The organism is Streptomyces antioxidans (assembly GCF_000968685.2).
GTDB classification, from domain to species: Bacteria; Actinomycetota; Actinomycetes; order Streptomycetales; family Streptomycetaceae; genus Streptomyces; species Streptomyces antioxidans.
Genome location: NZ_LAKD02000052.1, coordinates 1 through 25,485, shown reverse-complemented (window position 1 = coordinate 25,485; position 25,485 = coordinate 1). Strand labels below are relative to the sequence as shown.

Below are 25,485 nucleotides of genomic sequence, written 5' to 3'. Positions count from 1 at the left end.
ATCCGTCCGGAGCCCATTAGTGACCACGGGTCTCTAATGGGTTAGGGTTCCCTTACTTTTACTGAGGAGGGTGAGCGGCCGTGGGGCAGATGTCCGTCGTACGCAGGCTCCGCGGGGGCGGTGTGAGCGGTGATTCCGGACGCACCGCCGTCGGCGGGGGCGCGGCAGTACTGCTGCTCGCGGCCTTCGGCGTGGCGATCGCGCAGACGATCGTGGTCGCCGCGCTCGCGGTGTTCGCCCGCGAGCTCGACACCACCGCGACCGGCGCGACATGGCTCCTGACCGCCTTCATGCTCGCCTCCGCGGTGGCCACGCCGGTGGCGGGGCGCCTCGGTGACCTGTTCGGCCACCGGCGGGTGATCGTGACCGGGCTCGCGCTGCTGCTGACCGGCTCGGTGGTGGCCGCGTCGAGCACACAGCTGGACTCCTATCCCGGAGCCGTGGCGGGCCGGGTGCTTCAGGGGCTCGCGGGTGGCGTCTTCCCGTGTGCCTTCGGCCTTGCCCGGCAGAGTGTGCCCCCCGAGCGGCTGGGGGGCGTCGTCGCGGCGCTCAGCGTCACGTTCGGGGTCGGCGGGGCGCTGGGCATGGTCGTCGCCGGACCGCTCGTGGACGTCACCGGTCCCGCCGCGCTCTTCTGGCTCATCGCCGCGCTGGCCCTCCTGGCCCTGGCCGGGATGGCCCGCGCGACGTCGCCCTCCGCGCCCCGTCCTCCCACCGGCGGCCGGGTCGACCTGGCCGGAGCGGCCCTGCTCGCGGGCGTGCTGGTCACCGTCCTGCTCGCCATCAGCCAGGGCCGCGCATGGGGCTGGTCCTCGCCATGGATCATCGCGTTGTTCGCGGCCACGCTCGCGCTCTCCGCCGCGTTCGGGGCCGTCGAGCGGCGCGTCGCGGCACCGCTGGTCGATCTGCGCCTCCTCATCGGGCCACGCCTGCTCACCACGAACATCGCCACCCTGGTGGTGAGCGTGGGCATGTTCGCCGCGGTCACGCTGTTGCCGCTGTTCGTCCAGACACCGACCGCCCTCGGGTACGGCTTCGGCTACTCGCCCGCCCGTACCGGGTTCGTCATGGCCCCGATGGCCATCTGCATGCTGCTGGCGACACCACTCGCGGCGCGGGTCTCGAACGCCCTGGGGGCGAGGGCCGCCTTTCGGACGGGTGCGGTCCTCGCGGCGATCGCACTGGCCGGTCTTGGTCTGCTCCACGGGCACATCGCGGCGGTGCTGGTCTGGTGTGCCGTGCTGGGCCTGGCCTACGGCCTCGCCTTCGCCTCGCTCGGCGGTCTCGTCGTCGGCAGCGTGGGGCAGGAGCAGACCGGCGCGGCCACCGGCGTCAACACCATCCTGCGCACCGTGGGCGGCGCCCTCGGCGCCGCGCTCGCCGCCGCCATCGTGGCGTCGTCCGCGACCGCACTCGGCCCGCCGACGGAATCGGGCTACACGACCGCGTTCGTCGTCGCCGGTGCGATCGCGCTCTGCGCAGCCGCCGTGACCGCCGTCCGCGGCGCCGCCACCCCGCCGCCCCGGCGCGGAGCGGATGCCACGTCAACGGGGGGCTCCGCACGGGCCGTTGACTGAGCGGGGCGATCCCCAGCGGATGGCGGGCAGGACGCTGGTCTGGCCACCCGGCGCCACCGTCTCCCTCCGGTGGACGGTCAGCCCCGGAGCAGGCGACGGTGGGGGACGCACGAGGCAGAACCCGCCGATGTGAGCGTGGCAGGGCCCGCGAGCGCCCAGTACGGTTGAGGGGACAGTCGGTGGAGGGGCTCACCGCCAACCGTGGCCACGCGCCGCCAACGGTCCCTGCCAGGAGGTAGGAGGAGACCGCCATGGCAGCCACGGCACCCCGCGCCCGACCGCACCGTAACCTCCCGCGGCGGCCCCGTCCCGCCCGGCAGGTCCGGCCGTCCGCCCCACGGGCGGTCCTGGACGACGCCGTAGCGGCTCGGGCCGCAGCCGACCGGGCCGTCGCCGCCCGTGAGGGGCCGGGCCTGGCGCCCGTCCCGGCGGGCCGGGCGCCGGATCCGGCCCGAAGCATGAGTCGGGCGGGGAGGCGGCCATGAGCCGCCTGCTCGGCTCAGTGCCGTGGCCGTCCGCACGGCACTCCCGCGCCACCGGTCAGGAGCGGGAACGCGCCGAGCGCGACGCCCTGCATCTGCTGCGGGAGGGCCCCTGCGGCGTGTGCCGCGAGCGGGACGACGCCACGCGCCGCTGGCTGACGTACTTCGCCCACGAGAGCCACACCGACCAAGGCGTGATGGCCCGGCTGGGCGCGGCGGCCGGTTTCTGTCCCGCGCACACCCGGCACCTGCTCGCCGACACCTCTGCCTCCTGGCTGCTGCCCCCGGTACACGACGCAGCGCTCACCGGCGGCCAGCGCCTGCTAGCGGACACCTCCACCGGCCCCGGGCCGTGCCCGGCGTGCGTCAACGGTGCGGACGCCGAGGACCGGGCCCTGCAGACCGTCATCCGGGCCGTCGACCGGCCGCCGGTGCGCGAGGCCGTGGCCGACGAGGCCATGTGCCTGCCCCATATGGCCCTGCTGGCGACGCGCACCGGCGCGGACGACGGCGGGTGGCTCGCGGGGGCCGCCCTGGCACACCTGGAACGGCAGCGGACCGGGATGAGCTGGCTGGCGGGCATGGACCCCGACGCCACGGCCCGTGCCCTGCTGCATCCGCTCCTCGACCCGCTGCTGCGCGCCGAGCAGCACCAGCAACAACGCGCGGTCCTTGACCGCTGGGACGCGGACATCGCCCTGGTCTGCTGCCCGCTGTGCCTGGCCGAGCACCGCGCCGCCCGCCGCCTGCTGCGCTGGGCGGCCACCAGTACGGACTCAAGGCGCCCGGCACGGGAAGAGACCGGGCTGTGCCCGCGCCATCTGCACGACCTGACGGCACTCGGCGGCCCCAGCGTCTCCGCAGTCGTCGCCGACAACCGCGCCCGGTGGAGCGACCAGCTCACCCGCTTCCGCGAGTCGGCCCCACGCGGCCGGGCCGCCCGCCGTACGGCCGCCGCCCAGTTGCTCAGGCCACCGGACTGCCGCGCCTGCGCCGAAGAGCACACCGCCGTACGCCGCCAGGCGGCCCTGCTCGCCGCCGCCGTGCGCGACCCGGTCCGTGCCCGCGCCTTCGAGCACGCGCACGGAATCTGTCTGCGTCACGCCCTGGACCACTCCGGTGCGCTGCCCTCGCTCGTGCGCACCGTGCTGGATGCCCGGCTGGCACTGCTCCGGTGGGAAGTGGACGAGTGGTCGCGCCGACAGGACTGGCACACCCGGCACGAGGCCAAGGGCGCCGAGATGGCGGTGGGCCGACGCGCGCCGTCCCTGCTGGACGGGCACGTCTACGCCGGGCTGCCCGCCCAGCCGCACCTCGCGGCCCCACCCCATGAGCGCCAACCAGCGGCTGAGGACTGAGCCCAGCGAGGGCGGTGGCGAGCCCGCACCCAGGTGACCGGCCTTGACCGGCGTACGGAACCGCTGTTCACTCCTATCAGGGTGATGGAACCCGCCCGGGCCGTTCCGGCCCGAACCGCCCGCTCAGGCTGATGGCTCCTTACCGCGGTGTCAGGAGCGCTCGCCTTCGGGAGGTGCCCCATGGGGCCAGCCCGGTTCCCTGTCAGGGATCACACCGAAGCTTCTCCTGGTGCCGGACACGTACGCGCTCACGCGCCCTACGGGAACGGAGTCCGGGGATGAACTGCTTCGACTGCCACGCGCTCGGCCAGACCGCCACCGCCGTCGCGATCTGCCACCGCTGCGGCGCCGCTCTGTGCGGCGACCACGCACGGACCACACCCCATGTGCTGCACCGCTTCAACGGGATGGGAGTGGCCACCATGCCCCGCTCGGCACGCCGTATCGTGTGCTCGACCTGTATCGCCGCCGAGGTCCGGGCATAGCACTCCGGCAGTGTGCGACGCCGCTGCGGTGCACACCATCACGTTGCCGGAAGAGATCCGGATGGCTACGTTCGGCCGCATGGCGGATGAGGAACGCACACGTGCGACACGGTTGAAGGATGCCCAGGCGAAGGCCGTGCGGCTGTTCGCGGAGATCGAGAAGCGCGGGCTGGTGGCGCCCGGGGAGGGGGAGCGGGCGGTCAGCGACCGGATCCGGGACCTGGCGAACGAGCTGTTCGGCACCACCCGCCACTGGCACAGGCGGATCGTGCGCTCGGGGCCGAACACCCTCCTGCCCTACCGGGAGAACCCGCCGGACCGGGCGATCGGCACGGATGACATCGTGTTCGCCGACTTCGGGCCGATCTTCGAGGAGTACGAGGCCGACTTCGGAAGGACGTTCGTCCTCGGCGACGACCCGGTCAAGCACCGGCTGCGGGACGATCTGCCCAGGGTGTTCGCCGCAGGGAAGGCCTTCTTCGAGGGCGATCCGGAGATCACCGGCGAGCGGCTGCACGCCGAGGTCGGCCGCCTGGCCAGTGAGTCCGGCTGGGAGCTCGGCGGCTGGCACGCGGGACACCTGGTCGGGGAGTTCCCGCACGAGACGATCGACGGCGCGGACCTGGAGTCGTACATCACGCCCGCCAACGGCACACCGCTGCGGCGCACCGACAAGACCGGGCGCCGCTGCCACTGGATCCTGGAGATCCACCTCATCGACCGGGAGCGGGGGTTCGGCGGCTTCCACGAGGAACTGCTCACCTTGTGACCGGTCCCGGGAACCGCACCGGGTTCGCCACCCGTGCGTACGCCCGCCCCCGACCCCGGCCGTCTGCTCTCCCCACGGAGGCCGTGCATGCTGCTGCGCCAGCTGGAGTACCTCGTCGCGCTCGCCAGGGAGCGGCACTTCGCCCGCGCGGCGGCCTCCTGCTACGTCTCGCAGCCCTCGCTGTCCGCCGCGATACGCCGCCTGGAACACGAACTGGACGTGCCGATCGTGCGGCGGGGGAGGCGCTTCGAGGGGCTGACCCCCGAGGGCGAGCTGGTGCTGGCGTGGGCACACCGCATCCTGGCCGAGCGGGACGCGCTGCTCCAGGAGCTCTCGGCGCTGCGCGGCGGTCTGACCGGCACCCTGCGCCTGGGCGTCATCCCGACCGCGCTGCCCGCCGCGTCCCTGCTGACCACTCCGTTCTGCGAACGCCATCCACGGGCCCGGGTCAGTGTCGAATCGCTGTCGTCGGCCGACATCACCCACGGGCTGACCGAGTTCGAACTCGACGCCGCGATGACGTACCTCGACGGTGACACCCCGCGCAACCTCCGCGGCCAGACGTTGTACGAGGAGCGCTATGTCCTGCTCACCCCGCTGGACGGTCCGCTGGCCGACGCGCGGAAGGCCCGCTGGTCGCAGGCCGCGTCCCTGCCCCTGTGCCTGCTGATCCCACGGATGCGCAACCGCCGCATCATGAACGAGTACTTCGCGGCCGACGGCGCCACCGCCACGCCCGCGATCGAGTCGGACAGCGTGGCGGGGCTGTACGCACACCTGCGTGGCGGGCGCTGGTCCAGTGTGATCTCACACGCCTGGCTGCGGATGTTCGGCGTGCCCGCCGGAATGCGGGTCGTACCGCTGGACGGGCCCGTACGCGGACCACGGGTCGGCCTGGTCACCGGCAAGGACGACCCCCCGTCCGTGCTCGCCGAGGCGCTGCTGAGGGTGGCCCGGGAGGCGGGGGTGCGGGACGCGCTGGACGACTTGCTCCACTCCTACCTCGGCTCCTACCTCGGCGGACGCGGCTGATGGACGCGGGCGCCGGCTGATAGACGCGGGCTATGCCGCCATAGCGAGGATCGCTTTGACCGGGGCGAACGACTCCGAGGATCGTGAAGCGCACCAGTCAGTAACGGAGTTGAGGAGCCGCGACCATGGCCAAGGTGCTCTGCGTCCTGTACGACGACCCCACCGACGGATATCCGACCTCCTACGCCCGTGACGACCTCCCGCCGATCGGCCACTACCCGGGCGGCCAGACCACGCCCACCCCCGAGGCGACCGACTTCACCCCGGGCCACCTCCTCGGCAGCGTCTCCGGCGAACTCGGTCTGCGCCGCTTCCTTGAGCAGGCCGGGCACACCCTCGTCGTCACCTCCGACAAGGACGGCGACGGCTCGGTCTTCGACCGGGAGCTGCCGGACGCCGATGTGGTGATCTCCCAGCCGTTCTGGCCCGCCTATCTGACCGCCGACCGCATCGCCGCCGCCAAGAACCTCAAGCTGGCGATCACCGCGGGCATCGGCTCGGACCACGTCGACCTCGACGCGGCGATCGCCCACGGGGTGACCGTCGCAGAGGTCACGTACTCCAACAGCATCAGCGTCGCCGAACACGTGGTGATGATGACGCTGTCCCTCGTGCGCAACTACCTCCCCTCCCACCAGGTGGTCCTCGACGGCGGCTGGAACATCGCCGACTGTGTGACCCGTTCGTACGACCTCGAGGGGATGCACGTCGGCACGGTGGCCGCCGGGCGCATCGGCCTGGCGGTACTGCGCCGCCTCGCGCCCTTCGATGTGAAGCTCCACTACACCGACCGGCACCGGCTGCCGCGGGACGTGGAGGAGGAGCTGGGGCTCACCTTCCATCCGACGACCGCCGACATGGTTCCGCACTGCGACGTGGTCACGATCAACGCACCGCTCCACCCGGACACCGAGGGCCTTTTCGGCGATGAACTGCTCGCCACGATGAAGCGCGGCGCCTACCTCATCAACACCGCGCGGGCACGGATCGCCGACCGCGACGCCATCGACCGCGCCCTGCGCAGCGGGCGGCTGGCCGGGTACGCGGGCGACGTGTGGTACCCGCAGCCCGCCCCCGCCGACCACCCCTGGCGGACCATGCCCCACCACGGCATGACCCCGCACATCTCCGGCTCCTCCCTCTCCGCACAGGCCCGCTACGCGGCGGGTACCCGCGAGATCCTGGAGTCCTGGCTCACCGGCCGCCCGCTCCGCGAGGAGTACCTGATCGTCGACGGGGGCGGCCTGGCCGGGGCGGGGGCCCACTCCTACTCGGTCACCGCCGGGGCGAAGGAGCCCACCGGCTGAGTGGAGCCGCCCACCGCCGCCGCCCACCGGCCTCCGCGGCCCGCGCGTGGCCTCTTCCGCTCGGGCGCGGCCTCTTCCGCTCGGGCGTCAGCGGCGTGGCGCGGGCCGCCGGCCCGGTGGCTGGGCGGGCTCGGGGAGGGCGGTGGGCGGGTCGAGCGGGCGGGTCTGCGGGGCGTCCTTGGCGAGGGTGATGACCTCGCCGCGGTGGCTGATCCGGATGGGGTCGCCCTGCCGCACCGCATAGGTGACCCGCGAGCCCGTGATGTCGACATGCAGACAGCTCTGCCGGATCCGCAGCGAGAAGGCCAGCCGGTGGAGGTTTTCGGGGAGCCGGGGCGCGAAGGAGGGGACGTCCCCGTAGTCGCGCAGTCCGCCGAAGCCCGCGACCAGTCCGATCCAGGTGCCCGCGAGGGAGGCGATGTGCAGGCCGTCGCGGGTGTTCTTCTCCAGGTCCGCCAGGTCCATCAGCGCGGCCTCGCCCAAGTAGTCGTAGGCCAGCCGCAGATGGCCCACTTCGGCGGCCATCACACACTGCACACAGGCCGAGAGCGAGGAGTCCCGGACGGTCAGCGGCTCGTAGTAGGCGAAGTTCCGCGCCTTCTGGGCGGGTGTGAAGGCATCGCCGCACAGGATCATCGCCAGCACCAGGTCCGCCTGTTTGACCACCTGTTTCCGGTACAGGTCGAAGTACGGGAAGTGCAGCATCAGCGGATAGTGCTCGGGTGGCGTGCCCTCGAAGTCCCATACGTCGAGCCCGGTGTAGCCCGCCGACTGCTCATGGAGGCCCAGCGCGTCCACGTACGGCACGGACATCGCCCCGGCGGCAGCACGCCACGCGGCGGTCTCGGCCTCGTCGACACCGAGCGCCGCGGCCTCCGCCGCGTGGCGCTCGGCCACATCGGCGGCGGCCCGCAGATTGGCCGCGGCCATGAGGTTGGTGTAGGCGTTGTCGTTCGCGAGCGCGCTGTACTCGTCGGGCCCCGTGACACCGTCGATGTGGAAGCGGCCCCCGGAGTCGTGATGGCCGAGGGAGCGCCACAGCCGGGCCGTCTCCACCAGCAGCTCCACCCCGGTCCGCCGCTCGAAGTCGGTGTCGCCCGAGGCCCGGACGTAGCGCACGACGGCCGCGGCGATGTCCGCGTTGATGTGGAACGCCGCGGTTCCGGCCGGCCAGTACCCGGAGCACTCGGCGCCGTCGATCGTGCGCCACGGGAAGGCCGCACCCCGCAGTCCGAGCTGGCGGGCGCGCTCCCGGGCCGCGGGCAGGGTGTTCTGCCGCCAGTGCAGGGCCTCGGCGACGCAGTTCGGCGAGGCGTAGGTGAGCAGGGGCAGCACAAACGCCTCGGTGTCCCAGAAGGCGTGTCCGTCGTAGCCGGAGCCGGTCAGGCCCTTGGCCGAGATCGCCCGCTGCTCGGCCCGGGTGCCCGCCTGCAGCACGTGGAAGAGGGCGAACCGCACGGCCTGCTGGATCTCCGCGTCGCCGTCGACCTCGATGTCGGAGTGGTGCCAGAAGCCGTCGAGGAACTCCCGCTGCTGATCGACCAGACCCTGCCAGCCGGTGTTGCGCGCACCGGTGAGCGCGGCCTCGACCTGGTCCCGTACGGCGGGCAGCGAACGGAATCCGGACCAGCCGTACGCCACGAACTTCTCGACGCGCAGCCGCTCGCCGGGGTCGAGCACGGCGGTGACGGTCATCCGGCCCACGTCGTCCGCGGCCTCGCTGGAGGTGCGGACGGATCCGGGGCCGTACACCACATGGTCGGCCGCGGCGGCGATCCGCTGCTCACTCGCCGCCGTGCGGTGCACCAGGCGCAGCCGCAGATCGAGGGTGAAGTGCTCCTCGGGCAGCAGACACGACTCCAGAGCGGCGCCGACCCGGGGGTCGCCGCTGAGCGTGGGCAGTTGCTCATTAGCGACGAGCTCCGACTGAACGACCACGTTGGTCCGGTCGTCCAGCGGCTCCACTTCGTAGGCGACCGCGGCGATGGCGCGCTGGCTGAAGGAGATCATCCTGGTGGAGCGGACCCGGACCGTCTTGCCGACCGGCGAGGTCCACTCGCAGACGCGGTGCAGCAACCCGGTGCGCAGATCGAGCACCCGCTCGTGGGACCGCAACCGCCCGTAGCGCAGATCGAACGGTTCGTCGTCGACCAGCAGCCGGATGACCTTGCCGTTGGTCACGTTGATGACCGTCTGGCCGGACTCGGGGAAGCCGTAACCGCCCTCCGCGTACGGCAGCGGATGCCGCTCGTGCACACCGTTGAGATAGCTTCCGGGCAGGGCGTGCGGCTCACCCTCGTCGAGGTTGCCGCGCCAGCCGACGTGCCCGTTGGACACGGAGAAGACGGATTCGCTCTGGGCCAGCACGTCCAGGTTGAGCTCGGTCTCGCGCAGACACCACGGTTCGACGGCATAGGCATGGTGGCTGATCACTGGCGACCCTCCAGCAGCTCATAGAGGTCCGATGCCACATCGCGCGCTGTGTCCGGGATGCCCAACTTCGCCGTACTGGCGATTCTACCGGCGATATCGGCCCCGTGCCGTGGCGGGCACCGGCTCCGGACAGCCGCCGTCGCGCGGCTACCGCTCCGGGTCCGCTCCGCGCCGTGACCTCGGCGGTCTGCGGCGGTGGCTGGTGTCGCACCACGGATAGCGCGCGCTGCGGCCGCACAGACACACGGCCGCCATGAAGCGGTCGGAGCGCACCACGCTGCCATCGGGCAGGGTGATCTCGACCGGTCCCTCGATCAGCATCGGTCCTTCGGTTCCCAGCCGCACCCCCACCGCGCGATCACATCTGTCGTTCGGCACGGATCACCACCAGCTCTTCCTTGGTCTCGCCCGGGGCGATCAGCCCATGGGCCGCCAGCCAGGGGGCCTGCTCGCGCAGTACCGGCCCGAAGGGAACCGTGCGGCGGTCGGCCACGGCCGCCCGCAGCCCCGCCCCGGCCAACTCCAACCGTTCCACCGTACGGTCCGGGCCGCACAGCCCCGAGTGCACCAGGAGCAGCACGCCGCCGGGGCGCAGCAGCGGTGGCGCGTCGCGGCAGATCCGGTCGACCACCGCCCGCCCATCGGCACCGGCCCGCCAGGCCACGCCGCGGCCCCGGCGGATCCGCCGCCCCGCCACCGGCACATACGGCGGATTGGCCACGATGAGATCGAACCCGCGGCCGGCCACCGGCGCCAGCAGATCGCCCTGGAGGACACGCACCGGCAGCCCTTTGAGGCGGGCGCGCAGCCATGTGGCGCCCACGGCGAGCGGTGAGACATCGACCGCGATCACCTGGGCCGCGCCGCGCCCGGCCGCGACCAGGGCCAGCGCCCCGCTGCCGGTCCCCACGTCCAGCACCGCGGTGTCGGCCGTGATGTGCTCCCGCAGCAGGGCCTCGGCGAGCAGCCATGTGTCGTCCTGCGGGGCGTACACACCTGGAGGCGTCCTGAACACCATCGGCGACGAGTACCCCCGGCGGACCGTGATGCGCGCGCCCATGTCCGGGCTTCAGCGCCCGCGTCTCGGGTACCGGCTGATCGAGGGGGCCGACTCCACACCGCAGCGGGCCGCGACGCGCTCGGCCTGGGCGGCGGCACGGCACCTCGAAGGCGGTGGTGTTCCACCAGACCGCCAGGGCCTCGCCCGGACGCAGCCCGCCGGTAGGGGCCTCGGCAAGCGGGGCCGGAGGGGTGAGGATGGGCGGATGACCGTCGCCTCGCGTGCCCATTCGTTCAACGCGGCCGCCGCCCAGTACGCCGCGAACCGCCCCTCCTACCCGCCCGCCCTCTTCGACGCCGTCGAGGAGCTGGCCGGACGCCCCCTCGCGGGTGCCCGCGTCGCCGACGTCGGCGCGGGCACCGGAATCGCCACCGCCCTCCTGCGCGAGCGCGGCGCCGATGTGATCGCCGTCGAGCCCGGCGCGGGCATGGTGGCCCAGTTCCGCCGGGCGCTTCCGGAGGTGCCGGTCGTACGGGGCGACGGCAACGCCCTGCCCCTCGCCGACGCCTCCCGCGACCTGGTCACGTATGCGCAGTCCTGGCACTGGACCGACACCGACCGGTCCGTTCCGGAGGCGCTGCGCGTGCTGCGCCCGGGTGGCGCGCTGGCGGTCTGGTGGAACACCACCGCCTTCGAGGTGCCGTGGATCGCCGCCCAGGCCGAGCGCGTCGCGGCCCACTGCGGTGTGGGGCCGGCCCCCGCGGCGCGTCTCGACGACGGCCGCGCCACCCGGCTGGCGGGCCTCTCCGGTCTCCGGGGCACCCGCCGCCAGGTGCCCTGGAGCCGCGTCGTCTCCCTCGACACCCACCTGGCCAACATCACCAGCCACTCGGTGTTCCTCGTCCTCGGCGAGAGCGGCACCCAAGCGTTTCTCACCGCCGAGCGCGACCGTCTGCGTGAGCTCTTCCCGGACGAGAGGGTGGAGGAGACCTATCTGGTGGACCTGCTGGTGGCCGTCCGGCCCTGACCAGCACCGGCGCCCGCACCAGTGCCCATGTCGCGCGCGGCGCGCTCACTCATGCGGGACGACGGCCACCGGACACCCCGCGTGGTGCACCGCGGCCTGCACCACGGGCCCCAGCCGGGGGCCCAGCGCGGACGGGTGCTTCCGCCGTCCGACCATCAGCAGATCGCTGTCGGCCGCGGCCTGGACGACGGCCCGGGCCGGGCTCTCCAGCCGGACCTCGTCGACGACCCGCACCCGGGGGAACTTCTCCCGCCACGGCCGCAACACCTCGTCCAGCTCCCGCCGCGCCCGCTCCTTGGTGTCCCGCTCCGCGGTGTCCCGGGCCATGCCATCGCCCCCGGCGGCGGCGTGGGCCCGATCGGGCTTCCGTCCGTGGACGGCGTACAGGGGAACGTCACGGGTGAACGCGGTCACGTAGGCGAACTCCAGGAGGTTGTCCTGCGGACCGTGCAGGCTCAGGCCCACGACCACACGCCCCGGGTGTTCCCGCGCTCCCGGCCCCGTGCGCATCAGCACCACCGGCCGCTCCGCCCGGGCGATGGTGTGCAACCCGATGTCACCGAGGAAGAAGCTCGCCACCCGGTCCAGCCCCCGCGATCCGAGCACCAGCAGGCGGGAGTGCGCCGCCGCGTCGAGCAGGGCCTTCTCGGCCTCGTCCGCCACCAGGTCCTCGATGATGGTGAGCTTCGGATGGTCACGGGCCAGCTCGGTGTGCGCGTCGTGCACGATTCGCTTCGACCAGTAGTTCTGGTCGTCCGCCGCCGGGCTGTCGGGCGTGGGCGGCGCCAGCAGGATCCAGGCGTGCGTCAGACGCAGCGCAAGCTCGCGCCGTTCCGCCTCGTCGGCCGCCCAGTGCGCGGCGGCCAGGCTCTCGGGCGAGCCGTCGAGGCCGACGGTGACCACTTGTTCCATGACGGCTTGTTCCACGGTGGTACCTCCCGCCGAGTTTCCCGGATTCCCGGTCTCCCGGATTCCCGGTCTCCCGGATTCCCGGGCTTCCCGGACCTCCCGGGTCTTACGCGGCCAGGGCCGAGCCGCCGGTGTCATCGGTGCCGTAAGCGATGTGCTCGGTGACCGAGACCACCCCGTCCACGCCCCGGCACAGCCGCACGATGACCGGGACCAGGCTCCTGGCCTCGACCGATCCGTCCAGCGTGACCTCGCCCTCCCGTACCTCGACCGTCACGGCCGAGGGCGCCAGCCGCAGGGTCCGCCGCAGCAGATCCCTTTCGATCTCATCGCGGATCGCGTCGTCGTGGCGCAGGAACACCCGGAGCAGATCGCCACGGCTGACGATGCCGAGCAGCTTGTCGGTCTCGTCCACCACGGGGAGCCGCTTGATGCCCCGGTCCGACATCACCCGGGCCGCCTCGACGACCGTCCACTCCGGACGCGCGCACACGGCGGGCGCCGACATCAGCTCCTCCGCCCGCGCCCCCTCCGCCTTCGCGCGCTCCCACGCCTCCAGGTGCGGGACCGGCAGGAGGCCGGAGGGGTCTGCCCGGCCGGACGACTTGCGCAGCAGATCGCCCTCGGACACCACACCGAGCGGGCGTCCCGAACCGTCCACGACCGGTACGGCGGTGACATCGCGCTCCGCGAGCAGCGCCACGAGTTCCTTGAACGGCATGTCACGTGGCGCCTGGACCACCGGGCGCGTCATGAGGTCTCCGACCGTTCTGTGGTGCATGTTCCGGGCTCCTCTCGCACACTCGCGGTGGGTCGGCCGGTGTCTGGGCTGCCGAGCCCGGCTTCCTCACCGAGCCCGGCTTCCTCACCGAGCCCGGCTTCCTCACCGAGCCCGGCTTCCTCACCGAGCCTGCCAGCTCGCCCGCGCCGCGGAATGAGCCTGATGGCTCCCTCTCCCGGCCACCCGGCCCTCCCACGGGACCTCCCTGTGACGTGCGGTGGTCGGACTCGGACCGAATCACCCTTGGGTTCCCCGGCCCGGACAGACACATTCACCCCATCGGGCAAGAGGCGGCTCCGCCGCGCACCCCATGGCCCCGGCCGCCCCCGGGCCGCCGGGAATATCCGGTGGCGGGCCGACGAGCCGGGAGACGATCCTCACGAAGACCCCGCCACTGTTCCTCCACGACCATCCCGGCCCCGGGACCAGCAGCGGAGCCCCGGTTTTGGGGGCTCGCCGCAGGCGGCGCGGCCAGGTGGGCACCCCTAGTAGCCGACGGTGAAGTGCGCGTCTCCGCCCGGGCTCTCCAGTTCGTCGAGGACCGCCACGGCAAGGTCCTCGGCCGAGATCCGGGACGCGCCGTCGGCCGTGGTGATCAGGGTCGTGGTGCCGCGCCGGTACGTTCCGGTGCGGTGGCCGGGCTCGAGGAGGGCGGGCGGGCTGAGGTAGACCCAGTCCGCCGAGTGGGCCCGGCAGACGTCCAGTTGCGCCGCGCTGGCGGCGGCGATCGCGCGGAAGGGCTCCGGAACGTACTCCGGGCTGTCGAGGACGAGCCGGTCGGAGTGGCCCGGGTGCCGCAGGGGCGCGGCGCCACCGACCACGAGGATGCGCGTACGGACCGCCTCGGCCGCGCTGAGCAGCGCCGTCGTGGTCCTGACGGCGGCGCCCTCGTGCCCGGGGGCGGGGCGGGTCGCGGCCACGATCGCGTCGCTGCCGGTGAACAGCCCGCTCATGTGGCCGGGGTCGTCCGCGTCGCCCCGCACGGCGATCACCCCGGGTGGCGGGGCGGCCGTCGGCTCCTTGCGGAACACCGCGACCAGGTCATGGCCCCGGCGTACGGCTTCGTTGACGACACGCGAGCCGACCATGCCCGCGGCTCCAACGACGGCGATCTTCATCGAGGTGTCCCTTCCGGGGTGGGGGTGGAGACGGAGTCCTGTTCAAACTCCCGGGCACGGGCACGGGCACGCGAGCGTGTCCGGGCACGTGGCGGAAGCTGCCCCGCGACGATCGCGGCGAGCGACAGCACGAACCCCACGAGCTGGACCGGGCCGAGCGTCTGGCCGAGTACGACGGCGCCGAGCACGGCGGCCACCAGCGGCGAGAGCAGCGCGAGAACCGCGACCGAGGAGACGGGCAGGCTGGTGATGCCCTGGAACCACAGGGCGTAGGTGATCAGACCGCCGACCAGCCCCAGCCAGAGATAGCCGAGCGCGGCGGGCAGGTCGATCGCGGGCGGCGCCCCCTCGACGAGGAACGTGAGGGGCAGCAGGAAGAGCCCTCCCGCCGTGAGTTGCCACCCGGCGAAGGTGGTGGCACCGACCCCGGCGGGGCGCCCCCAGCGCTTGGTGAACGTCACTCCGAGCGCCATCGTGACCGCGCCCGCGAGGCCCGCCACGACCCCCGCGGTGTCGAGGGCCGCGTTCGGCCCGATCACCACGAGACCGACCCCGACGACGCCCGTCATCCCCCAGAGCAGGCGCCAGGACGAAAGGCGCTCATGGAGCACCGTCACGGCCAGGACGGCCACGACCAGCGGCTGGGCCGCCATCAGGGTGGCGGCCACGCCACCCGGCAGGCGTTCGGCCGCGACGAAGAGCAGCGGCAGGAACAGCCCGATGTTCAGCACGCCGAGCGCCGCGGCCTTTCCCCACCAGACGCCGCGCGGCGGCGTCCGGGTGAGGGCCAGCCCGATCAGCCCGGCGGGCAGTGCGCGCAGTAACCCCGCGAAGAGCGGGTGCCCCTCGGGCAGCAGCTCGGTGGTGACGACATACGTCGTGCCCCACACCGAGGGCGCGAGCGCCGTCAGGGCGGTGCGTGGCAGGTTTCCGTGGCGGACGCCGCCGGGCCCGCCGGAAGCCACATATGTGGTGTGCCGTGTCATGCCCCGAAGTCTCACCTTGGAGTCATTGATGAGTCCAACACATGTTTGTCACCTCATCGATCTCGATCCACGATGGATTTCGATCCACGATGGATCCATGGAGCTTCAGCAGATGCGGTACGTCGTCGCCGTCGCCGAGACGAACAGCTTCACGCGCGCCGCGGAACGGTGTCTGGTCGTCCAGTCCGCCCTCAGCCACCAAGTCGCCCGCCTGGAAAGGGAACTCGGCGCGAGACTCTTCGAGCGCACCAGCCGCCGGGTGCGGCTGACACCCGCCGGTGCGGCCTTCCTCCCGGCCGCCCGCCAGTGCCTGGACGCCGCGGAGCGGGCCGCGGCCGAGGTCGCCGCGGCCGTCGGGGAGGTGCGCGGACGGCTCGCCGTGGGCCTGATCCCCACCGTCACCGCGGTGGACATCCCGGGCGCGCTGCGCGACTTCCGCGAGCGCTACCCGCGGGTGCGGATCAGCCTGCGGGTGGGCGCCAGCGACGACCTCGTCGAGCAGGTGCGGGAAGGCGCCCTGGACGTGGCGTTCCTCGGCCTGCCGACCACCGCCCGCCCCCGGGGCGTCGCCGCCCATGAACTCGCGCGTGACCGGCTCGTCGCCGTGGTCGCGCCGGACCATCCCCTCGCCGGGGAAACCCAGGTCGACCTGCGCAGGCTCTCCACCGAGGTGTTCGTGGACCTCCCGGCGGGGACCGCCGGGCGCGCCCAGTCCGACCTGGCCTTCGAGGCCGCGGGCCTCACCCGTGACGTGGCTTTCGAAGTGACCAGCGCGGACTTCATCGCCCGGCTGGTCGGCCCGGGCCTCGGCGTGGCGATGCTGCCCACCGCCTACGCGCCTCATCTCGCGGGTGTCGTGACCATCGAGGTCGCCGACGCACCGGCCCGCGTCGAGTACGTCATCTGGAGCCGCCTCACCCGCACCCCGGCGGCGACGGCCTTCCTCACGGCGCTGGACATCACGCCCACGGATCCCTGACGAACCCACTTCCGGCGACCCCGCCGCCGCGTCACCCCGGCGGGTGTGCGGGGGCGCACGATGGCGGACAGCGGTCCATCCGGACGAATTACGCGCCCGACTCCGGGAACGCGCCACGGAACGGAAAGGAGTACGCATATGCCCAAGATCGCCATCATCCTCGGCAGCACCCGCCCCGGCCGCAACGGCGAAGCCGTCGCCCAGTGGGTCTTCGACATCGCCCGGCGGCGCACCGACGCGGAGTACGAGCTCGTCGACGTCGCCGACTACCAGCTCCCCCTCCTGGACGAGGCGGTCCCGCCGTCGCTGGGCCAGTACTCCCACCCGCACACCAAGAGGTGGGCGGAGAAGATCGCCTCCTTCGACGGCTTTGTGTTCGTCACCCCCGAGTACAACCACTCCACCTCCGGCGCCCTGAAGAACGCCATCGACTTCCTGTACGCCGAGTGGAACAACAAGGCCGCCGGATTCGTCGGCTACGGCAGCGCCGGTGGCACCCGCGCGGTCGAACACCTGCGGCTGGTGATGGCCGAGCTGAAGGTGGCCGATGTGCGCGCACAGGTCTCGCTGTCCCTGTTCACCGACTTCGAGGAGTTCAGCAGGTTCACCCCCGCCGAGCACCACACCGAGACCGTGAACAGCCTGCTCGAACAGGTCGTCATCTGGAGCACCGCGATGGCGACCGTCCGCGCCTCATAGCCTGTCGAGCGGGCCCAGCATCAGGTCCGCCATGTCCCGGACCGACTGGCGGTAGCGCGGCCGGTCCCCCTCCGCCGTCAGCCGCCGCACCAGCTCTCCGTCGAACGCGGCGAGCAGCATATGGGCCAGGAAGTCGGCGTCCAGCTCCGGCCTGACGTGCTGGATCAGCCCGCGGACATGGGTGTGCCAGCCCTGGTAGGTGGGGTCGGCGAACTCGTCGTCCGCGCAGGCGCGTTCACGCGCGGCGATCAGCGCGAAATGCCGCCGGGAGAGATCGGCCAGCGCTCCGAGGAAGGCGAGCAGCCGCTCGCAGGGCGGGGCGTCGGTGCCGAGCGGGGCGGCCTCCTGGTGGATGGCGTACAGGAGTTGGGCCGCGCGCTCCGCCAGCAGCGCCTGGAACAGCCCCGTACGGCTGCCGAACCGGCGGAAGACGGTGCCCTTGCCGACCCCGGCTGCGGCCGCGACCTTGTCCAGCGAGACATGTTCCGCGCCGCCGCTGGTCAGCAGCTCCTCGGTCGCACGCAGGATCGCCCGCCGATTGCGCACGGCGTCGGCGCGCTCGGCGCGCCCGGCACGCTCGGTTCGGGCCTCGGCCACGGCACTTCACCTGTGGGCTGTTGTCATCGGACCAGGAGCCCCATAGCTTGCGGAGGAGAACGGACTATTGGTCCGGTGACGAGGCCACCGTCGGGCGCGGGCTGCGCGCGCTGGCCGACGCGGGGGTGACCGAGCTGATCGCCTCGCCGCTCGGCCCGCCCGAGGAGCGGGCCCGTACGGGGGAACTGCTGGCGGAACTGAGCGGCTGAGCGGCCCCGGGGAACCGGCGACGCCGTCCTCACCCCGCGCGTCGTACGCCGGGACCTCCTCACCCCCGCGTGTCGGACGTCGTCGTCAGCGGATGGCTGCCGGTCAGCCAGTCCCGCCGCAGCAGTGGCAGGGTGCTCTCCACGTCCCGGACGCCGGTGACCGGCAGCCGCACCTCGAAGCGGGTGCCGGGGCGTCGGTCGGGCCGGTCCCGTACGGTGATCCGGCCCCGGTGCAGGGCGATCTGCTGGGCGACCAGGGTCAGTCCGAGGCCGGAGCCGGGGCTGTCCGGGCCGCGCCGGAACCGCTGGAAGACCTCCTCGCGGCGCTCCGGTGGGATGCCCGGGCCGTGGTCGTCCACGGTGAGCACGGCCAGCGGTTCCCGCGGGTCGCCGGAGTGGCACAGGGTCACCTCGATATGGGCCGTGCCGTCGGTGGCGCGGCCGTGGGTCCGGGCATTGGCCAGCAGGTTGTCCACCGCCGAGCGCAGCCCCTCCCCCCAGCCGTGCACCAGCAGCCCCGGAGTGGTGCGCACGGACACCTCGGCGTCCGGATGGGTGCGCCGCAGGTCGGCGACGGACGCGTCCAGCACCTCGGTGAGGTCCAGCGACGCGAACGCGTCCGCCTCGACCAGATCGCCCTGCGCGAGCGCCCTGAGCATCACCAGCAGCCCCAGCAGCCGGGTGTGTTCGCGCCCCAGGTCCTCGATCACCTCCGCCCGGTCGACGGGGTCCAGTCCGGGGTGGTCGGCGAGGATGTCGATATTGGTGCGCATGCTCATCAGCGGGGTGCGCAGCTCGTGGGACGCGGTCGCGGCGAAGGCGCGGGCGGTGGCCAGCGCCTCCCCGGTGCGTTCGACCTGCTCGTCGTAGCGGGCGAGCACCGTCTGCAGGGTGTACGCCAGGTCGTCGACCTCGCCGATACGGGTCGGCGTGTGCTCCAGGCGTACGGCGCTGGTCCGGGGGTCCAGGCCGCTGGTGCGCCGCTGCAACCGCCGCAGTGGCAGGACCGCCCGGGCGGCGATGACCCAGCTGGTGGCCCCGGCCAGGGGAGCGGCCAACAGCGCCCCGAACACGACCCGTTGGCGCACCAGCGCCAGCTCCTCCTCGGCGCTGTCCGGCGAGAACAGCCACAGATTCGGGGTGTCGCCCGCCTTCGCGGCACCGACCCGCAGCGACAGCACCAGCCACTCCGTGTCACCGGAGGTCACGGTGACCGGCCTCGGGGCGTCGCGGGGCAGCGAGGGGAACGGATCGGGCTGCGGACCGGCCGAGATCGTTTCCCCGGGCGCGGTCAGCCGGATGCCCACGTCCCGCGCGGAGTTGACCAGCCGCCGCTGCCGGGCGTTCTCCATGACCGGGTGATCGGTCCCGGCGACATCGAGGTACGCCTTGGCGTTCTTGGCCACGACCGTGGCGCGAGCGCGCAACTGGGAGCTCTGGTGGGTGCGCAGGTCGTCGCCGACCAGACGCACCAGCAGCCAGCCGGAGGCCAGCACCAGCAGCGGCACGCTCACACCGACCGCGAGCGCGACGCGGGTGGACAGCTTCATGGCGCCTCCCGGGACGGCGTTTCCCGGGACAGTCTGCCAGGAGCCGAGAACCCCCCTCACATGTGCGGGAACGGCTCGGTCAGCGACGGAAGCACATGGTCGGCCTCCGCGGCACGCAGCCGTTCCACGGAGTAGTGGCCGCTCGCGACCCCCACCGCCGTCGCGTTCGCGGCGCGCGCGGCCTCGACGTCGCGAGGGGTGTCCCCGACCACATACACATCGGAGCGGCCCAGATCGTGCCCGTGGAGCCGGGCGGCCTTGGCCATCGCCAGGTGGGTGATCTCCGCCCGGTCCGGGGAGTCCGAGCCGTAGGCGCCGAACACGAAATAGCGGCCGAGACCGCCCGGTTCCATCTTGATCCGGGCCGCGCCCTCCATCGCGCCGGAGATGAGCCCGAGGATGACCCCCGCGTCCGTGATCCGCCGCAGGGTGTCCTCGACACCGTCCATCACCCGGTACCCCTCCGAGGTCCGGACGTCCTCCGAGAGGTGCCACAGATACGCGGCGTACAGGCGGGCCAACTCATCGTGACTGGGCTCACGGCCGAGCACGGCCCGGAACGTCTCCCGGCCGACCTGTGGATCCGTCTCCCCGGCCGAGGTGTGCTGTCCGATGTCGGCGGCCACGCCGTGCAGCCGGTCGAAGGCCCAGGCCCAGCTCCTGGCCCCCGAGCCCCCGGTGTGGACCAGGGTTTCGTCGATGTCGAAGAGCACCGCTATCGGTCCGGCCATCACACGTTCTCCTCCGGTTCCGCGGCTGCACGAGGGTGCGGGTGGTCCATGGGCGCGGGCCGCCTGACTCCAGGGTGCGCGGTGGCACCGGAGGCGGCCAGTTGCGGGGCCGCGGTGTTGGTGGTGCCGTGGAAATGACGGAGGCAGCGCCCCCGGAGCGCCCCCGGTCCGATGACACCCAGCCAGGCTTCGCAGACATCCATCGAGCGCACGGAGGGCGGCGTCGCCATGACCGACCTGGACACCCTGTCGGTGAACACGATCCGCGGACTGTGCATGGACGCGATCCAGAAGGCGAATTCGGGACACCCCGGAACGCCGATGGGGATGGCGCCCGTCGCGTACGCGCTGTGGCAGCGGTTTCTGCGCTTCGATCCCGCCGATCCGATCTGGCCGAACCGCGACCGCTTCGTGCTCTCCGAGGGCCATGCCTCCGCCCTGCTCTGGTCGCTGCTGCAGCTGACCGGTGTGCGCACGGTCGACCCCGAGTACGAGGTGCTGGGGCGTCCTGCGGTGACCCTCGACGACCTGAGGTCCTTCCGGCAGCTCGGCTCGCGCTGCCCCGGCCACCCCGAGTACCGCTGGACGAGCGGCGTGGAGACGACCACGGGACCGCTCGGCCAGGGCGTCGCCACCTCCGTCGGCATGGCGATCGCCGGTCAGTGGCTGGCGGCGCGGTACAACCGCGACGACTTCACGCTCTTCGACTTCGATGTGTACGCGCTCGCCGGGGACGGCTGCATGATGGAGGGTGTCTCCTCCGAGGCGGCCTCGCTCGCCGGACACCTCCGGCTGTCCAACCTGTGCTGGATCTACGACTCCAACCGGGTCACCATCGAGGGCCACACCGACATCACCTTCACCGAGGACCTGGCCGCCCGCTTCCTGGCCTACGGCTGGAACGTGACCACCGTGGCCGACGCCAACGACCTGGGCCGGATCGGCCGCGCCTTCCACTCCTTCCGGGCCGAGGCCGAGCGTCCGACCCTGATCCTCGTCCACAGCCACATCGGATACGGCTCGCCGGTCGAGGACTCACCGAAAGCACACGGGGCGCCGTTCGGACCGGAGGGGGTCAGGGCCACCAAGCGCGCCCTCGGCCTGCCGCCCGACGCCGACTTCCACATCCCCGACGGGGTGCCCGACTGGTTCGCACGGGGCATCGGCGCGCGCGGCGCCCAGTTGCGCAGCCACTGGGAGAAGACGTTCGACGCCTACCGCGGCGCGTACCCCGAGCTCGCCGACGAGCTGGAGCGGATCCAGCGCCGTGAGCTGCCGGACGGCTGGGAGACCGCGCTGCCCTCCTTCCCCGCCGATCCGAAGGGCCTGGCCAGCCGCGACTCCTCCGGCCAGGTGCTGAACGCGGTGGCCAAGGCGGTGCCCTGGGTGCTCGGCGGATCCGCCGACCTGGCGCCGTCGACCAAGACCCTGCTCACCTTCGGCGGTGCGGGCGACTTCCAGCCGTACGACCGCGCCGGGCGCAATCTGCACTTCGGTGTCCGGGAGCACGCGGCCGCCGCGGTGGCCAATGGAATGGCGCTGACGAAGCTCCGTCCGTACTGGTCCGGGTTCCTGATCTTCTCCGACTACGCCAAGGCGGCCATTCGCCTCTCCGCGCTGATGGAGATCCCCACCGTGCACATCTTCACCCACGACTCCATCGGGGTCGGCGAGGACGGACCCACCCACCAGCCCGTCGAACAGCTCGCGGGGCTGCGCGCCACGCCCGGGCTGCTGGTGTTCCGCCCCGCCGACGCGAACGAGGTCGCCGAGACGTGGCGGGTGGTCGCCGGTCTCCGCCGGTCACCGGCCGCGCTGGTGCTCTCCCGCCAGCCCCTGCCCACCCTCGACCGCACCCGGCTCGGCGCGGCCAGCGGCGTCGCGTGGGGTGCCTACGTCCTGGCGGACGCGGACCGGCGCGAGCCCGAGGTGATCCTGCTCGCCACCGGTTCCGAGGTGGCGCTGGCCCTGGCCGCACACGAGGAGCTGACCGCCGAGGGCATCGCGTCCCGCGTGGTGAGCATGGTGTGCTGGGAGCTTTTCGACCGTCAGCCGCGCGAGTACCGCGACCGGGTGCTGCCACCCGCGGTCACCCGCAGGGTGGCGGTGGAGGAGGGCTCCACCCTCGGCTGGGACCGGTACGTCGGCCCGGACGGGGCCATCGTCGGCATGCACACCTTCGGTGCCTCCGCACCCCTCAAACAGCTGCTCACCAAGTTCGGATTCACCCCGGAGCGCGTGGCCCAGGTGGCGCGCGAGCTGGTGGCCTCGGGCTGAGCGGGCAGTGACGCGACAGGAACGCACATGGCTGCGACAGGAGAGCACATGGCTACCGACACCCCCATGCAACTCGGCATGATCGGGCTCGGCCGGATGGGCGCGAACCTCGTGCGCCGGCTGATGCGCGACGGCCACCGCTGTGTGGTCTACGACGTCAACGAAAGCGCCGTACGGGACATGACGGGCGAGGGCGCCGTCGCCGCCCGCTCGCTCGGCGACCTGGTGGCGAAGCTGGAGCGGCCACGGGCCGTCTGGCTCATGCTGCCCGCCGCCGTCGTACAGCCCACCCTCGACCAGCTCACCGAGCTCCTCGACCCGGACGACGCCATCATCGACGGTGGCAACTCCTACTACCGCGATGACATCACCCGCGCGGCACAGCTCGCCCCGCACCGCATCCACTACCTGGACTGCGGAACCTCCGGCGGGGTCTGGGGACTTGAGCGCGGCTACTGCCTGATGATCGGCGGTGAGGACGGGCCCGTCACCCGGCTCGGCCCCCTCTTCCGCACCATCGCGCCCGGTACCGGATCCGCCGAGCCCACACCGAGCAGACACACCGACGGAACCGCGCCCGAGGGCTATCTCCACTGCGGCCCCAGCGGAGCCGGCCACTTCGTGAAGATGGTCCACAACGGTGTCGAGTACGGCATGATGGCCGCGATCGCCGAAGGGCTCAGCATCATCGACCACGCGGACGCCGGGCTGCGCAAGCGCGCCGCCGACGCGGAGACCACCCCGCTGCGCGAGCCGGAGGCGTACCAGTACGAGATCGACGTCGGCGAGGTGGCCGAGGTGTGGCGCCGCGGCTCGGTCGTGGGCTCCTGGCTCATCGACCTCACCGCCGACGCACTCGCCCGGTCGCCGCAGCTGGACGAGTTCACCGGGCGGGTCTCCGACTCCGGCGAGGGGCGCTGGACGGTACGGGCCGCGATCGACGAGGGCGTACCCGCCGCCGTGATCAGCACCGCGCTGACCGACCGCTTCCAGTCCCGGGGCCTCGGCGAGTTCGCCGACCGGGTGCTGTCCGCCATGCGCAGCGAGTTCGGCGGCCACGCCGAGAAGGAGGCCGGGGCCGAGAGGGGGAGCGGGCGATGACGGCACCGGACGACCATGTGATCGTGCTCTTCGGCGCCACCGGCGACCTCGCCAAGCGCAAGCTGCTCCCCGGGCTGTTCCACCTCGCCGCCGCGGGTCTGCTCCCCGACGGCTACCGCATCGTGGGCTCGACCCCGGCCCGCTCCGCGATGAGCCATGACGGGTTCCGCACCCTCGCGCATGACGCGGTCGCCGCCTTCGGACGGTCCAAGCCGACCGGGCCGGTGTGGAAGACCTTCGAGGAGTCGCTGTCCTTCGGCGCGGCCGACCCCGAGGACCCCGGCCCGCTGCTCGCGGCCGTACGGGCGGCGGAGGAATCCCTCGGCGGGCCGTCCCGCCGGCTGTTCCACCTGGCCATTCCGCCCTCGGCGTTCGGGTCCATCATCGGCCTGCTCGGCGATACGGGCCTCGCCGAGAACGCGAAGGTGATCGTGGAGAAGCCCTTCGGCACCGATCTGGCGTCGGCGCGGGCGCTCAACGAGACGATCAACGCCGTCTTCGACGAATCCCGGGTCTTCCGCATCGATCACTTCCTCGGCAAGGAATCGGTGGACAACATCCTCGCCCTCCGGTTCGCCAACGGCATGTTCGAGCCCAGCTGGAACCGGGACCACATCAGTTATGTGCAGATCGATGTGCCCGAAACGCTGGGCCTCGAGGGCCGTGCCCACTTCTACGAGGGCACCGGGGCCTTCCGGGACATGATCGTCACCCATCTGATCCAGGTGCTCGGCATCGTGGCGATGGAACCACCGGTCTCGCTCGCCGCCGAGCCGTTGCGCGACGAGAAGGACAAGGTCTTCGAGGCGCTGCGGCCGATCGAGCCCGGGGACGTCGTGCGCGGCCAGTACGAGGGCTACCGCGACGAGCCGGGCGTGGCGCCCGATTCGACGACCGAGACGTTCGCCGCGCTGCGGGTGGAGGTGGACAACTGGCGGTGGGCCGGGGTCCCGTTCCATCTGCGCTCCGGCAAGAACCTCGCACAGGGCCGCCAGGTGATCACCCTCGGACTGCGCGAGCCGCCGCTGAGGATGTTCCCGACCGACCTCCCGGACCAGGGGAAGAACCGGGCCAACAAGATCGTGATCGACTTCGGGGATCCCGGGTGGATCGCCGCCCGCTTCCTCACCAAGGAGCCGGGCCCGGCGATGCGGCTCGAACCGGCCACGATGGCCTTCGGCTACGCCGGGTCGTTCTGCGAGGAGAACGGGCTCGAGGGCTACGAACGGCTCATCCTGGACGCCATGCTGGGCGACCAGTCGCTGTTCACCCGGGCCAGCGGCATCGAACACATCTGGGCCGCGTCGGCCCGCCTCCTGGAGGACCCACCGCCGGTCCAGCCCTACGCCCGTGGCTCCTGGGGGCCCGAACCGGCCATCAGCGAACTGCTCGCGCCGTATGCGTGGCATCTGCCGGACCCGGCGGAGGTGTCGCCCGGCACGTTCGGAACGTCTTCGGGGGCGTCTCCCGGGGCGTCCGGGACCGGCGGATGACCGACCCTCGCTGCCCATGGGCGCTGAGCTCAGCGGCGCTGGGGACGTACCACGACACGGAGTGGGGCCGCCCCTCGCACGACGATCAGCACTTGTTCGAAATGCTGCTCCTGGAGGGGGCGCAGGCGGGGCTGTCCTGGTCGACGGTGCTGAACAAGCGGGAGAACTACCGCCGTGCGCTCGACGGGTTCGACCCCACGGTCATCGCCTCCTACGGCCAGCCGAAGCTGGACGAACTGCTCGCGGACGAGGGCATCATCCGCAACCGGCTGAAGGTCGCGTCGACGGTGACGAACGCCCGCGCCTTCCTCCAGGTGCGGGAGGCCTTCGGCTCGTTCGACAGCTACCTGTGGGACTGGGTGAACGGCGCGCCCGTGGTGAATCACCCGGCGCCGGGCGATGCGCTGCCGGGCCGTACCGAGCTGTCCGACCGCATCGCCAAGGACCTCAAACGCCGTGGGTTCACCTTCGTCGGCACCACGATCGTCTACGCCTATCTCCAGGCGGTGGGGGTGGTGGACGACCATGTCGACGGCTGCCCGGCGAAATCGGGCTAGTGAGCTGGTCTTGAGTTGGGTCGTCGCC

Annotated in this window: 24 protein-coding genes; 14 read left to right on the top strand and 10 right to left on the bottom strand. The window is 72.5% G+C overall.

Annotation, left to right across the window (positions count from 1 at the left end; translation table 11 throughout):
* Nucleotides 1-89 precede the first annotated feature (89 nt).
* The 6 genes from VT50_RS21335 to VT50_RS21310 all read left to right on the top strand — a co-directional run bounded on the left by VT50_RS21335 (nt 90) and on the right by VT50_RS21310 (nt 7,010).
* On the top strand, nt 90-1,577 hold the full coding sequence (locus VT50_RS21335; RefSeq protein ID WP_078840620.1) for an MFS transporter: 1,488 nt from the start codon (nt 90-92) through the stop codon (nt 1,575-1,577).
* Nucleotides 1,578-2,058: 481 nt separating this feature from the next.
* Nucleotides 2,059-3,417, top strand: a complete 1,359-nt coding sequence (locus tag VT50_RS38535) for a hypothetical protein (RefSeq protein ID WP_046085278.1) — start codon at nt 2,059-2,061, stop codon at nt 3,415-3,417.
* 278 nt (nt 3,418-3,695) lie between these two features.
* Nucleotides 3,696-3,902 (top strand): DUF2180 family protein, encoded by a 207-nt coding sequence (locus VT50_RS21325; protein WP_046085279.1) that lies wholly within the window; start codon nt 3,696-3,698, stop codon nt 3,900-3,902.
* Nucleotides 3,903-3,981: 79 nt separating this feature from the next.
* On the top strand, nt 3,982-4,671 hold the full coding sequence (locus tag VT50_RS21320; protein WP_046085280.1) for a M24 family metallopeptidase: 690 nt from the start codon (nt 3,982-3,984) through the stop codon (nt 4,669-4,671).
* 87 nt (nt 4,672-4,758) lie between these two features.
* Nucleotides 4,759-5,703 (top strand): LysR family transcriptional regulator, encoded by a 945-nt coding sequence (locus tag VT50_RS21315; protein ID WP_046085281.1) that lies wholly within the window; start codon nt 4,759-4,761, stop codon nt 5,701-5,703.
* Between the two features lie 125 nt (nt 5,704-5,828).
* The gene (locus tag VT50_RS21310; protein WP_046085282.1) at nt 5,829-7,010 is read left to right on the top strand and encodes an NAD-dependent formate dehydrogenase; all 1,182 of its coding nucleotides are present in this window, start codon (nt 5,829-5,831) and stop codon (nt 7,008-7,010) included.
* Nucleotides 7,011-7,097: 87 nt separating this feature from the next.
* On the opposite strand, the gene VT50_RS21305 is transcribed toward VT50_RS21310, so the two are convergent.
* The 3 genes from VT50_RS21305 to VT50_RS21295 all read right to left on the bottom strand — a co-directional run bounded on the left by VT50_RS21305 (nt 7,098) and on the right by VT50_RS21295 (nt 10,503).
* Nucleotides 7,098-9,443 (bottom strand): glycoside hydrolase family 65 protein, encoded by a 2,346-nt coding sequence (locus VT50_RS21305; RefSeq protein ID WP_046085283.1) that lies wholly within the window; start codon nt 9,441-9,443, stop codon nt 7,098-7,100.
* 147 nt (nt 9,444-9,590) lie between these two features.
* Entirely contained in the window at nt 9,591-9,764 is a 174-nt protein-coding gene (locus tag VT50_RS21300) for a CDGSH iron-sulfur domain-containing protein (protein ID WP_107424851.1), read from the bottom strand.
* 37 nt (nt 9,765-9,801) lie between these two features.
* Nucleotides 9,802-10,503: a HemK2/MTQ2 family protein methyltransferase gene (locus tag VT50_RS21295; protein ID WP_240529244.1), complete on the bottom strand. Its 702-nt coding sequence runs from the start codon at nt 10,501-10,503 to the stop codon at nt 9,802-9,804.
* Between the two features lie 205 nt (nt 10,504-10,708).
* Here VT50_RS21295 and VT50_RS21290 point away from each other — a divergent pair, with 205 nt between their 5' ends.
* On the top strand, nt 10,709-11,470 hold the full coding sequence (locus VT50_RS21290) for a class I SAM-dependent methyltransferase (protein WP_046085284.1): 762 nt from the start codon (nt 10,709-10,711) through the stop codon (nt 11,468-11,470).
* A 45-nt stretch (nt 11,471-11,515) separates the two neighbouring features.
* Here VT50_RS21290 and VT50_RS21285 read toward each other — a convergent pair whose 3' ends face one another.
* The 4 genes from VT50_RS21285 to VT50_RS21270 form a co-directional block, all read right to left on the bottom strand.
* A complete protein-coding gene (locus tag VT50_RS21285) occupies nt 11,516-12,382 on the bottom strand; it encodes a universal stress protein (RefSeq protein WP_046085285.1) in 867 nt (288 codons plus the stop codon).
* A 103-nt stretch (nt 12,383-12,485) separates the two neighbouring features.
* Nucleotides 12,486-13,160, bottom strand: a complete 675-nt coding sequence (locus VT50_RS21280; RefSeq protein WP_046085286.1) for a CBS domain-containing protein — start codon at nt 13,158-13,160, stop codon at nt 12,486-12,488.
* Nucleotides 13,161-13,645: 485 nt separating this feature from the next.
* Nucleotides 13,646-14,278 (bottom strand): NAD(P)-dependent oxidoreductase, encoded by a 633-nt coding sequence (locus VT50_RS21275; RefSeq protein ID WP_046085287.1) that lies wholly within the window; start codon nt 14,276-14,278, stop codon nt 13,646-13,648.
* Nucleotides 14,275-15,264 (bottom strand): EamA family transporter, encoded by a 990-nt coding sequence (locus VT50_RS21270; protein ID WP_078840623.1) that lies wholly within the window; start codon nt 15,262-15,264, stop codon nt 14,275-14,277. Before VT50_RS21270 ends, VT50_RS21275 begins: the two co-directional genes overlap by 4 nt.
* 97 nt (nt 15,265-15,361) lie before the next feature.
* Here VT50_RS21270 and VT50_RS21265 point away from each other — a divergent pair, with 97 nt between their 5' ends.
* Nucleotides 15,362-16,243, top strand: coding sequence for a LysR family transcriptional regulator (locus VT50_RS21265; RefSeq protein WP_046085288.1), 882 nt, complete (start codon nt 15,362-15,364; stop codon nt 16,241-16,243).
* Between the two features lie 138 nt (nt 16,244-16,381).
* Nucleotides 16,382-16,942, top strand: a complete 561-nt coding sequence (locus VT50_RS21260; RefSeq protein WP_046085289.1) for an NADPH-dependent FMN reductase — start codon at nt 16,382-16,384, stop codon at nt 16,940-16,942.
* Here the strand turns inward: VT50_RS21260 and VT50_RS21255 are convergent.
* Complete coding sequence (locus VT50_RS21255) at nt 16,937-17,539, bottom strand: TetR/AcrR family transcriptional regulator (RefSeq protein ID WP_078840624.1); 603 nt, start codon at nt 17,537-17,539, stop codon at nt 16,937-16,939. The two genes, VT50_RS21260 and VT50_RS21255, sit on opposite strands and share 6 nt — an antisense overlap.
* A 47-nt stretch (nt 17,540-17,586) precedes the next feature.
* Between VT50_RS21255 and VT50_RS39335 the strand changes: the two genes are divergently transcribed.
* On the top strand, nt 17,587-17,748 hold the full coding sequence (locus tag VT50_RS39335; protein WP_158083220.1) for a hypothetical protein: 162 nt from the start codon (nt 17,587-17,589) through the stop codon (nt 17,746-17,748).
* Between the two features lie 59 nt (nt 17,749-17,807).
* Here VT50_RS39335 and VT50_RS21250 read toward each other — a convergent pair whose 3' ends face one another.
* Together VT50_RS21250 and VT50_RS21245 are read right to left on the bottom strand one after the other, a co-directional pair.
* Nucleotides 17,808-19,298 carry a sensor histidine kinase gene (locus VT50_RS21250; protein WP_046085290.1) on the bottom strand — a complete coding sequence of 497 codons (1,491 nt, stop codon included), beginning with the start codon at nt 19,296-19,298 and terminating at the stop codon, nt 17,808-17,810.
* 56 nt (nt 19,299-19,354) lie between these two features.
* Complete coding sequence (locus VT50_RS21245) at nt 19,355-20,029, bottom strand: HAD family hydrolase (RefSeq protein WP_046085291.1); 675 nt, start codon at nt 20,027-20,029, stop codon at nt 19,355-19,357.
* 228 nt (nt 20,030-20,257) lie between these two features.
* Here VT50_RS21245 and tkt point away from each other — a divergent pair, with 228 nt between their 5' ends.
* Genes tkt through VT50_RS21225 form a run of 4 tightly spaced genes read left to right on the top strand, consistent with a single transcriptional unit; the run spans nt 20,258 to nt 25,457 of the window.
* Entirely contained in the window at nt 20,258-22,306 is a 2,049-nt protein-coding gene (tkt, locus tag VT50_RS21240; RefSeq protein ID WP_046085312.1) for a transketolase, read from the top strand.
* A gap of 48 nt (nt 22,307-22,354) precedes the next feature.
* Nucleotides 22,355-23,407, top strand: a complete 1,053-nt coding sequence (gene gnd, locus VT50_RS21235; protein ID WP_046085292.1) for a phosphogluconate dehydrogenase (NAD(+)-dependent, decarboxylating) — start codon at nt 22,355-22,357, stop codon at nt 23,405-23,407.
* Nucleotides 23,404-24,900, top strand: coding sequence for a glucose-6-phosphate dehydrogenase (gene zwf, locus VT50_RS21230; protein ID WP_046085293.1), 1,497 nt, complete (start codon nt 23,404-23,406; stop codon nt 24,898-24,900). Before gnd ends, zwf begins: the two co-directional genes overlap by 4 nt.
* The gene (locus VT50_RS21225) at nt 24,897-25,457 is read left to right on the top strand and encodes a DNA-3-methyladenine glycosylase I (RefSeq protein ID WP_046085294.1); all 561 of its coding nucleotides are present in this window, start codon (nt 24,897-24,899) and stop codon (nt 25,455-25,457) included. The genes zwf and VT50_RS21225 overlap by 4 nt, the downstream gene beginning before the upstream one ends.
* Nucleotides 25,458-25,485 lie beyond the last annotated feature (28 nt).

Coding starts and splice junctions, on each gene's coding strand:
- zwf (WP_046085293.1), top strand. CDS start 23,404: ATGACGGCACCGGACGACCATGTGATCGTGCTCTTCGGCGCCACCGGC.
- VT50_RS21225 (WP_046085294.1), top strand. CDS start 24,897: ATGACCGACCCTCGCTGCCCATGGGCGCTGAGCTCAGCGGCGCTGGGG.
- VT50_RS21275 (WP_046085287.1), bottom strand. CDS start 14,278: ATGAAGATCGCCGTCGTTGGAGCCGCGGGCATGGTCGGCTCGCGTGTC.
- gnd (WP_046085292.1), top strand. CDS start 22,355: ATGGCTACCGACACCCCCATGCAACTCGGCATGATCGGGCTCGGCCGG.
- VT50_RS21315 (WP_046085281.1), top strand. CDS start 4,759: ATGCTGCTGCGCCAGCTGGAGTACCTCGTCGCGCTCGCCAGGGAGCGG.
- VT50_RS21290 (WP_046085284.1), top strand. CDS start 10,709: ATGACCGTCGCCTCGCGTGCCCATTCGTTCAACGCGGCCGCCGCCCAG.
- VT50_RS21325 (WP_046085279.1), top strand. CDS start 3,696: ATGAACTGCTTCGACTGCCACGCGCTCGGCCAGACCGCCACCGCCGTC.
- VT50_RS21260 (WP_046085289.1), top strand. CDS start 16,382: ATGCCCAAGATCGCCATCATCCTCGGCAGCACCCGCCCCGGCCGCAAC.
- VT50_RS21265 (WP_046085288.1), top strand. CDS start 15,362: ATGGAGCTTCAGCAGATGCGGTACGTCGTCGCCGTCGCCGAGACGAAC.
- VT50_RS21310 (WP_046085282.1), top strand. CDS start 5,829: ATGGCCAAGGTGCTCTGCGTCCTGTACGACGACCCCACCGACGGATAT.
- tkt (WP_046085312.1), top strand. CDS start 20,258: ATGACCGACCTGGACACCCTGTCGGTGAACACGATCCGCGGACTGTGC.
- VT50_RS38535 (WP_046085278.1), top strand. CDS start 2,059: ATGAGCCGCCTGCTCGGCTCAGTGCCGTGGCCGTCCGCACGGCACTCC.
- VT50_RS21270 (WP_078840623.1), bottom strand. CDS start 15,264: ATGACACGGCACACCACATATGTGGCTTCCGGCGGGCCCGGCGGCGTC.
- VT50_RS21335 (WP_078840620.1), top strand. CDS start 90: ATGTCCGTCGTACGCAGGCTCCGCGGGGGCGGTGTGAGCGGTGATTCC.
- VT50_RS21295 (WP_240529244.1), bottom strand. CDS start 10,503: ATGGGCGCGCGCATCACGGTCCGCCGGGGGTACTCGTCGCCGATGGTG.
- VT50_RS21245 (WP_046085291.1), bottom strand. CDS start 20,029: ATGGCCGGACCGATAGCGGTGCTCTTCGACATCGACGAAACCCTGGTC.
- VT50_RS21250 (WP_046085290.1), bottom strand. CDS start 19,298: ATGAAGCTGTCCACCCGCGTCGCGCTCGCGGTCGGTGTGAGCGTGCCG.
- VT50_RS21280 (WP_046085286.1), bottom strand. CDS start 13,160: ATGCACCACAGAACGGTCGGAGACCTCATGACGCGCCCGGTGGTCCAG.
- VT50_RS21320 (WP_046085280.1), top strand. CDS start 3,982: ATGGCGGATGAGGAACGCACACGTGCGACACGGTTGAAGGATGCCCAG.
- VT50_RS21300 (WP_107424851.1), bottom strand. CDS start 9,764: ATGCTGATCGAGGGACCGGTCGAGATCACCCTGCCCGATGGCAGCGTG.
- VT50_RS21285 (WP_046085285.1), bottom strand. CDS start 12,382: ATGGAACAAGTGGTCACCGTCGGCCTCGACGGCTCGCCCGAGAGCCTG.